Annotated in this window: 5 protein-coding genes and 2 pseudogenes; 1 reads left to right on the top strand and 6 read right to left on the bottom strand. The window is 67.9% G+C overall.

What is annotated here, in order from left to right; all coding sequences use genetic code 11:
• Positions 1-1,053 (top strand): annotated as a pseudogene (locus CUT83_RS14880) (IS256 family transposase); the annotation flags it as partial.
• A gap of 33 nt (positions 1,054-1,086) precedes the next feature.
• Here CUT83_RS14880 and CUT83_RS14875 read toward each other — a convergent pair.
• The 6 genes and pseudogenes from CUT83_RS14875 to CUT83_RS14850 all read right to left on the bottom strand — a co-directional run.
• Positions 1,087-1,284, bottom strand: a pseudogene (locus CUT83_RS14875) (phosphotransferase-like protein); the annotation flags it as partial.
• A gap of 184 nt (positions 1,285-1,468) precedes the next feature.
• Positions 1,469-2,692, bottom strand: coding sequence for a lanthionine synthetase C family protein (locus CUT83_RS14870; protein ID WP_101256327.1), 1,224 nt, complete (start codon positions 2,690-2,692; stop codon positions 1,469-1,471).
• Positions 2,689-5,517, bottom strand: a complete 2,829-nt coding sequence (locus tag CUT83_RS14865; RefSeq protein ID WP_240958535.1) for a lantibiotic dehydratase — start codon at positions 5,515-5,517, stop codon at positions 2,689-2,691. The genes CUT83_RS14870 and CUT83_RS14865 overlap by 4 nt, the downstream gene beginning before the upstream one ends.
• Positions 5,518-5,630: 113 nt before the next feature.
• Positions 5,631-5,834, bottom strand: coding sequence for a hypothetical protein (locus CUT83_RS14860; protein ID WP_101256328.1), 204 nt, complete (start codon positions 5,832-5,834; stop codon positions 5,631-5,633).
• A gap of 86 nt (positions 5,835-5,920) precedes the next feature.
• Positions 5,921-7,141: a methyltransferase, FxLD system gene (fxlM, locus tag CUT83_RS14855; RefSeq protein ID WP_143688560.1), complete on the bottom strand. Its 1,221-nt coding sequence runs from the start codon at positions 7,139-7,141 to the stop codon at positions 5,921-5,923.
• A gap of 216 nt (positions 7,142-7,357) precedes the next feature.
• The gene (locus CUT83_RS14850) at positions 7,358-8,164 is read right to left on the bottom strand and encodes a transposase family protein (RefSeq protein ID WP_101256294.1); all 807 of its coding nucleotides are present in this window, start codon (positions 8,162-8,164) and stop codon (positions 7,358-7,360) included.
• Positions 8,165-8,320: the final 156 nt, after the last annotated feature.

Raw genomic sequence — 8,320 nt, 5'->3', positions numbered from 1 at the left:
CCAAGACCGTGCTGACCGACGTGGGGCCGGTGGAGATCGTCGTGCCCCGCGACCGGAACGGCTCCTTTGAGCCGAAGATCGTCAAGAAGCGGCAGAAGCGCCTGACCGGGGTCGACGAGATGGTGATCTCGCTGGCCGCGAAGGGCCTGACCACCGGCGAGGTGCAGGCCCACCTGGCCGAGGTCTACGGCGCTGACGTCTCCCGCCAGACCGTCTCCACCATCACCGACAAGGTGCTCGAGGGCATGGCCGAGTGACAGAACCGGCCCCTCGACCCGGTCTATCCGGTGGTCTTCATCGACGCCATCCACGTGAAGATCCGCGACGGTGCGGTGGCCAACCGGCCGATCTATGTGGCCCTGGCGGTCACGGTCGAGGGCCGGCGGGAGATCCTGGGCCTGTGGGCCGGTGACGGCGGCGAGGGCGCCAAGCACTGGCTGCACATCCTCACCGAGCTCAAGAACCGCGGCGTCAGCGACGTGCTGATGCTGGTCTGCGACGGGCTCAAGGGCCTGCCCGAGGCAGTGGACGCGGTCTGGCCGAAGACGATCGTGCAGACCTGCGTGGTGCATCTGCTGCGGAAGTCCTTCCGCTATGCCGCCCGCCAGGACTGGGACAAGATCGCCAAGCTTCTCAAGCCCGTCTACACCGCACCGACCGAGGAGGCCGCCCTGGACCGGTTCGCCGAGTTCGCCGACGCCCGGGGCCGGAAGTATCCGGCGATCGTGAAGCTGTGGGAGAACGCCTGGGTGGGGGTGCCCCCGGACGGAGTCTGGGGGAGAGTTCACTCCGTTCCTGCGGTTCGATGCCGAGATCCGCCGCATCGTCTGCACCACGGACGCGATCGAGTCCGTCAACGCCAGGATCCGGCGGGCGGTCAAGGCCCGTGGACACTTTCCCAACGAGACCGCCGCTCTGAAGTGCGTCTACATGGCGATCATGTCCCTGGACCCCACCGGCAAGGGACAGGCCCGCTGGACCATGCGCTGGAAGACCGCGCTGAACGCCTTCGACATCACCTTCGACGGGCGCCTGTCGGCGGCCCGTCAGTGACCTCGACCACCCCAGTTACACCGAACGTTTGACAGACCCTATCGCGTGGACGGCATCCACAGGCATATGGAAGGACGGCTCGCCCAAGATCTGGAGCAGTGCTTTCGCGATGCTGGATTTGCCCGAGCTGGACGTCCCATTCAAGAAGATGATCCGTCCACTGGCAGCCGGAGCGGGGGCGCCGCCGCAGTCAGCCGCCTCAGCAGCTCCGTCATCACCAGCTCTGGGCATGTGGGCTCCTTCACGATCACCAGTTGAATCCGATCATCATCGCCCTTCGGCGGGAGCAACGACAGGTCACCCTCAGAACCCAGCCCTCTCCTCGGATGACGTTGAGTAACCGATCACGGAAGTTGAGCCAGAACCACGACTCGTGAACAAAGCCAAACGCCGACATTTGCTGTCTTGGAGTGGTTCAGGACAGCAGGATGAGGCAGTCCCAGGGGTCTGTTGGTTGGGGGAGCAGGCCGCCGAGGTCTGCCAGGGCCAGTGCGGTACCGGCCCGTCCGGTGAGGAAGCCGTTTGGGCGGTGCGTCGGGGTGTCGGCCAGTGTGAGGCGTGCGACGCGTTCGGTCAGGGCGGGGGAGGGGATGCGCCGGGCGGTTTGCAGGAGGCCGGCGCTGCCGTGGCACAGGGCGCTGCCTTCGGTGTCCCAGTTGTCTGATGGTCGGGCGGCGAGGGCGTTCATGGCGTCGGTGGCGGTGCGGGTGAGGGTGGGGAGGCCGAGGGCGTGGCCCGCGTTTGTGAGGGCGGTGGCGATACCGGGGGTGCCGTAGCACCAGGCGGTGGTGCGTCCTGGGATGGGGGTGGGGGCTGTTTTGCTGTTGTCCAGGGCGTCTCCGCTGATGTGGGGCGGCCATGTGTGGTTGGGAGTCTGCCAGGTGAGGAGCCATTGGGCTGCGGCGTGGATTGCGTCGGGTTGGCCGGGAGCGGTGTGTCCGGCCTGTTGGGCTGTGGCGAGGAATGCGAGAGGTCCGGCGATGCCGTGGGCGAGGCCTGTGGTGGCCGCGCCGGTGGTGGGGACGCGGACGGTAGGGGGGTGGAGGTTGGCGGGGATCCACCAGCCGAGGCGGGTGCCTAGGGGGGTGAGGATCAGGTGGGTGAGGGCGGACAGTGCGGCGCGTAGGCCTGGCTCGGCTTCGGTGCGGTGGCCGCGGTTGTGGGCGGCGAGAAGGACGCGGCCGATGCCTGTGAGTCCTTTGATCGCGTCGTAGACCGCCCAGGGGGTGGCTTGCCCGCGGGTGGCGCGTTGGTGGTGGTGGCGGGCGAGTGCGGTGGCGCGAGCCGAGAGCCAGGCTGTGGCGCGGGGGAGCAGGGGATGGTGGGGGTCGTGGGGCGGTAGGTAGCCGGTGCCGATGATCAGGGATGCTGCGAGGGCTCCAGGGCCGGTATGGATGCCGTCGGGGGGTGAGTTGCCCAGGAGGCGGGCTGCGGTGGTCCAGTGAGTTGCGGCTGTTGTGGCTGATCCGGGTTCTGCCTGGGCGAGGCAGGCGTGCAGGAGTGCGGTGCCTGCTAGGCCGTAGCACAGGGTGGAGGCGGCCCGGCCGGTCAGGGAAGCGGTGACGGCCTCGGGGGTGCGTAGGGTACGGGCGATTTCCAGGGCGGCCTCGGCGGCCTTGGCGCGGGCGGCGGTGCTCATGGTCGGTGCAGGAGGTCGGCGGCCAGGGTTCGTATGGTTTTTTCGCGTCCGGGGTCGGTGGCGAGTATGCGGTTGGCGTGCATGTGGATGATGTCGCTGGCGCACCGTGCGGCGGATTGTGGGGGGACGGTGTCGCGGTAGGCGGTCAGTGCGGCCTGGCGTTCGGTATGGGTGGTGGCTAGGTCGTCCGGGATGAGTGTGGTGGGGCTGCTGGTGAGGCGGGGGCGCAGGGCGTCGCGGTGGCGGCGTTGGTCCCGGGTGAGGCGGCCGGGGCCCAGGGCGGAGTGAGGCTGGCTGGGGCAGAGGGTGCGGGCGGTGTCGGCGGCTTGAGCTGCGGCGATGAGGATTCGCTCGTCCTCGGGGTGGGGCAGGGCAGCTAGTGCGAAGCGGCTGTCGGCGCAGAAGAGGTTTTCGGCGGCGGTGATGGCCTGTGGTCCGCCGTAACGTTCGATCTCCTGTTCGTATGGCTCCAGGCGTAGAGCGTTGGAGCTGAGTAGGCCTTGGCGGTGCAGTCGGTTGGTGAGGTCGGCCAGTTGGGGCTGGATGTCGAGGGTGAGGGTGCGGGGGTTGGCGTGGAAGCGCAGGCGTAGGTGAGGTCCGAGAGCGGGGGTGGTGTAGCGCAGCCAGAACCAGCGGTCGACGTCTTCGGGGAGGTTGGTGAGCAGGGGGGCGAGTTCGGTGAGGACGGTGTTGTGGAGGTGGGTTGGGGTGCAGAGGGTGGCTGACAGCCAGTTGCTGCCGGGGAGGTGGATGCCGGTGCCGGCGGCGCGTACTGCGCGCCGCGGGTCGGGGGGTGCTGGGCGGGGGGTGTGGCGCCGTGTGAGGGGGACGACGAGGTCGATCAGGTGGCGGTTGCCGTGTGGGCCGTCGACTACGGCGAGTTCTTCCCGGCTGGCGAGGGGTTCGCTGAGGGTTCGGGTGCCGCGGTGGATGCTGCGGCGCAGCAATTCGCGTTCGTCGGTTTGGCGCAGGTCGAGGGTGAGGCGGCGGTCGGCTTCTTCGGTGACTAGGACAGGTGGTGGGGCTGGGCGGGTCTGGGTGCGCCAGGTCGTGAGGGCCGTTTCGAAGGTGGTGCGGTGGTTCGCTGCTGTGGTGAGGGTGCTGGGTAACCGCCAGCGTGCCGGGGCGAGCAGGATGTCGCGGTAGCGCACACGCGGGGTGTAGGGCCAGCAGTTCAAAGGGCCCCAGTTCCAGGGGTGCCAGGGGCGGGTTCCGGCGTGGCCGAGGAGGTGGAGGGTGTAGGCGATTGGAGGCAGGAGTCGGGGTGCGAGGCGGTTGTAGAGCACGGGAAGGACCGGCCGGTGGTGGCGGGTGGACCACAGTTGCAGGTGGGTGCCTGTGGTGGTCACGGCAAGGTCGCTGAGCAGGAGGCTGCCGGGGCGGGCGGGGATGTCGAGTGGGATGTGCCAGGGAGCGGTGCCGGTCTGCGTGGCCAGTGTGTTGGCAGCGGCGGTGCGCGGACGGCAGACGATTTCGGCGATCATGGGGCCGCTGTCGGTGTCGGTCTTTTCGGGGGGAGCCAGGTCGGGGAGCCAGCGTATCCAGCGGCCGGGTGCTGCTCCGGCGTTCTGGGATCCGGTGCCGGGGCAGACCGCGACATGCAGCCCGTGGGGGTCGCGCCGTAGCTGGAGGTGGATTTCGGCAGTGCGTGGTGGGGGCAGGGGCGAGGGGTTGGAGAGTTCGTCGATGTCCTGCTCGCGTAGGACGAGTTCGTTTGTGCCGGAGGAGAGTGCATTGGCGAGGAGCCGAGCCAACGTGGCGGTGCGGTGGGTGTCCAGTCCTTCTTCGACGCCGACTGCGTCGCTTGGACCTGGCGGGCCGAGGCCGGTGACGGGATCAAGGACGTCCAGGAGCGGCACGAGCCGCTGGCGGCCGTAGGCGGCGCAAAAACGCTGGTGGTACTCGTTCAGCGGGCCGGCGCGGTGTCCGATTCGCCACAGGAGTGAGGCTGCTTGGGCGGCGTTTTCACCTATGGCGGGAGGGAGGGTGATCTTGGCGTCGGCGAGGGTGTCCACGACCAGCGGCCGGTTTGTGTGGTGCAGCGCGTCAGCCAGGTCGCGAGCTTCTTCCAGTAGCTTGCGTCGTTGTGGGGTGCCTGGCGGATGGGTGTCGCATTGGGTTAGCAGGTGGTCGAGGCGAGTGAGTGACGGCCGTGCTGGGTTTGTTGCTGGAAGTTTGTCCAGCAGGTGCTGCAGTGGGGCGGCGTACGGGTCGGTGGGGAGCAGGTCGGTCAGGAGGAGACCGCTGTCGATCATGTCGAGTATGGCGCGTGTGGCTTTGTGCGGTTCGGCGCCGGGGTAGCGGCGGAGGAGCCCGGTGAGAAGGTCGGTGGCTGGCATGCCGCCGTGGCTGGCTTCCAGCAGCCAGTGTGATACGCCGGTGGCGCGCACGCTGGCCAGCTGCACTCCTTCGGAGGTGGGGTGTTCGATTTCCAGCCGGTCTCCTCGGCGGACGGCCAGGGCGGCAGCGGTCAGGGTGAGTTTGGGCAGCAGGTCCGGTTCCTCGTGGAGCAGCCGGTCAGCGACCGCGGTCAGCCAGGCAGGACTGAGGGTGGTCATGGTTTGGTGGGCGCTCCCCAGCCGCATGACGGTGGCGGGTGCGGTAAGCGTGGCGGCTGCGACCCCGGCGAAGACCCCGTGGGGGGTGGTGCGGGTGCGTGAGCGCAGGTCGTAGGCGCGTCGTGTCGCCTGTCCGTCTGCTGTGCCTGCTGCTTGCACAGCGCTTCGGCTGGCCAGGAACATGCCTTCGTCCAGCAGGTCACTGCTTGTGCTGTCAGGGGGGCTGCTGGCGGGTTCCAGGCAGGGGCGCAGCGGGATCCGGGCCATTGCCACGGGGTGAGGGTCGAAAAGCCTGCGCATCGTACCGTCCGTTGAGAACGCCGATCGGAAAGACCGGGGGCCGGGCACGCGCTGGTGTGCCCGGCCCTGGGGTGCTGGTGTCAGCAGCCCGTGGTCGGTCCCTGCGGTGGCGACTCGCCGCAGCCGTCCCCAGTGGTGTCGCCTTCGTCCTCGTCGCCACTGAGCCAGATACCCAGGCTCCCGATGTCCTGCTGGGTGGGGTCCAGGTCGAAGGCGTCGGCCAGCTCCGGGGATGGTCCGGCCGCTACCCCGGGCGAATGTGTCTGGGCTGTCGGTGCTGCCATCTTCACTCCCTCCACTTTGGCCTCCCGGGCTCGGTGCCAGGGGGCGTGGATCCGGGCCTGCTCCGGTGCGGAGCCGGCCCGCGCCTTCAGGTGATCGTCAGGCGGACGCTGGGTTTGTCGACAGTCACTCCGGCGGGCACTTCGTGGTCGTGGCGGTGGTAGGCGCGCACCACGGGGTCTCCCGCGTTTCTGGCCTCACGGTCGAAGCGCCTGACTGCGTCAGTCAGGTGAGCTGCGAGGTGTTCGCGGCCTGGGCCGTGGGCGATTACTCCGAGCTCGTAGCGCTCTGGTGTGGTCTGTGCGACCCGGCGCAGGGCGAGGTAGGCCAGCGAGTGGCGGTTCCATACTGCTGGCATTCCTCTGCTCAGTACCCAGCCGACCAAGCCGCGGTCGGTAGCGGCCTGTGTGGCGCGCAATCTGCCGTAAGGGGCCGTCGCTCCTGCAAGCCACACTTCCAACCGCGGCAGTATTCTCTCCGAACCGCCCAGTTCCACCCCGGTCCACTCTTCGTGCCGGGGTCCGGTGAACGCTTCGGTCAGTGCTTCTGCCTCGGCAGGCTGGCCTTCGTCGACGACCAGCCGGACGTCCTGTCCAGCCAGGCGTACCGTGCGGGGCGCGTAAGCGCTGTCGCCTTGCATGGCCACGAACCCGGAGATGATCAGTGTGTCACTACGCAGGTGGCCCTGCTCGCGGGTGAAGGCGATGGTGCGTGAGAGGCCGCGGAATCGCAGCGGGACCACTAGCCGGCCGTTGGGGGCGAGTTGGTCGGTCCATGCTGTTGGCAGATCAGAGGCGCCGACAGTGACGATGATGCGATCAAATCCGTGTGGTGGTGGGTCCCGGAGTGGTCTGGCGCCGTCGGCCTCCTCAACTCGTACCTGCCCGTACCCGGCTTCGGCGAGTAGCTTGCGGGCTCGTGCGGTGATGTCGGGATCGATGTCGACGGTGGTCACTAAGGTTTGGTCGCCGACCAGCTCCGCCAGTAGTGCTGCGTTGCATCCCCCGGAGCCGATCTCCAGTACTGCCATGCCGGGCTCTACCTGGGCCGCTTCTAACATCTGTGCGTGCAGCCATGGGGCCGAAACCGAACTGACCGGTCTGCCTTGGGGGTTGTACTTGATGAAGATGCCTTCCGGGGCTTGGTAGACCTCTTCTGCGGTCACTTCGGGTGCGAAGAGATGACGCGGCACCTTGAGAAAGGCGGACTCCACCTCTGGTGAGGTGATCGCGCCTCGAGCTCGTAGGTCAGCGACCATCTGCACACGCAGCGTGTCAGGTGTTGCCGCACCCGCACCGACTTCGGTCACGCAGCTTTCCTCTCTGGTGGCTGCCGCAGGGCCTCATCGCAACTGGTGCGAGGTTGGGGGAAGGAGTTACGTTCCCTGCCCGCTGAACTATTTAGTGGGCGTACTTGAAGGTTAGGGAGCGAAGAGTTGACCGGTCAACATCTAGGGGATGGGTTTCTGTTGATTAGCCCTTTGGGTCCAGTTGGTGGGGTGTCAGTGAGGTTTTCTCATCGGTGATCACTTCCAGATCCCGTTGAGAACGAGAGCTGCTCTGGCGATGTCGCCGATCCGGTTGGGGCTGAGCGTGACGTGCTGCAGGGCCCGCCATCGCTGCTTGAGTTCGGCGGCAGTGCGCTCGCCCAGGGCCCGGACATGCCGCAGCAGCATGTTGAGCATGCGGGTATCGGCGTGAAGTGCCTGCTCGGACTGGCCCTTTGGGCGGCGGACCGGGATGCGGATGCCGATGCCCGCGCCGATGTAGCCCTTGTCCGCCAGGGTCGGAAGGCCCTCGGCGGCCTTGTAAAGGGCGGGCAAGGCGTGCAGGCGGGCGGCGGTGATGTCGGGGACGCTGCCGGGCTCGACGTCGGAGACCCACAGGGGGGTGCCGTCCGGAGCGGACAGGAACTGGATGTTGCCGCCGAACGCCTTGTGCTTCTGGCTGAACCACAGGTCGTTACCGTTGTCCCGGAGGCCGGCGAGGCGGTCGGACTCGATCAGTGTGCCGTCGAGGATCACGTGTGTCATGCCTTCACCTCGGCAGCGGGAGAGGACCTCGTGCAGGTCCGGGGCCTGGGCGGAGAGGACGTCGATGCCTTCGTGCAGGTAGCGGTAGCCGGTGGCCTGGGAGATTCCGGCGTCACGGGCCAGGCAGTGCACGCAGCCGCGCTCGCGGAACCAGCGCAGAACCAGTACGGCCTGGCGGAACGGGCCCAGCGCCCGCGAGCCGCGCGGCGTGCCGATGCGTCGTCGGTGTGCGGCCAGCAGGCGGGACAGGTACTCCACGACATGGCGTGGGACGTCGAGCGTGGCAACATAGGTGACCAACGTGAAGCCTCTGGTGGTTACGGACATGATCTTGTGGTGAGACCTGTCCTACCAGGGGCTTTACGTCTGTCCAGAGCCGGGGCCGCCCGGCCCGATCCACCCGGACCTGCACCGATCAGCCCACTTCGCGGAGATCATTTCGCTGAGAAAACCTCA

This window comes from Streptomyces barkulensis, from assembly GCF_002843305.1.
Classification (GTDB): Bacteria; Actinomycetota; Actinomycetes; order Streptomycetales; family Streptomycetaceae; genus Streptomyces; species Streptomyces barkulensis.
The sequence above is the reverse complement of the archived record's forward strand: the minus strand, read 5'-3'. Positions and strand labels throughout refer to the sequence as shown.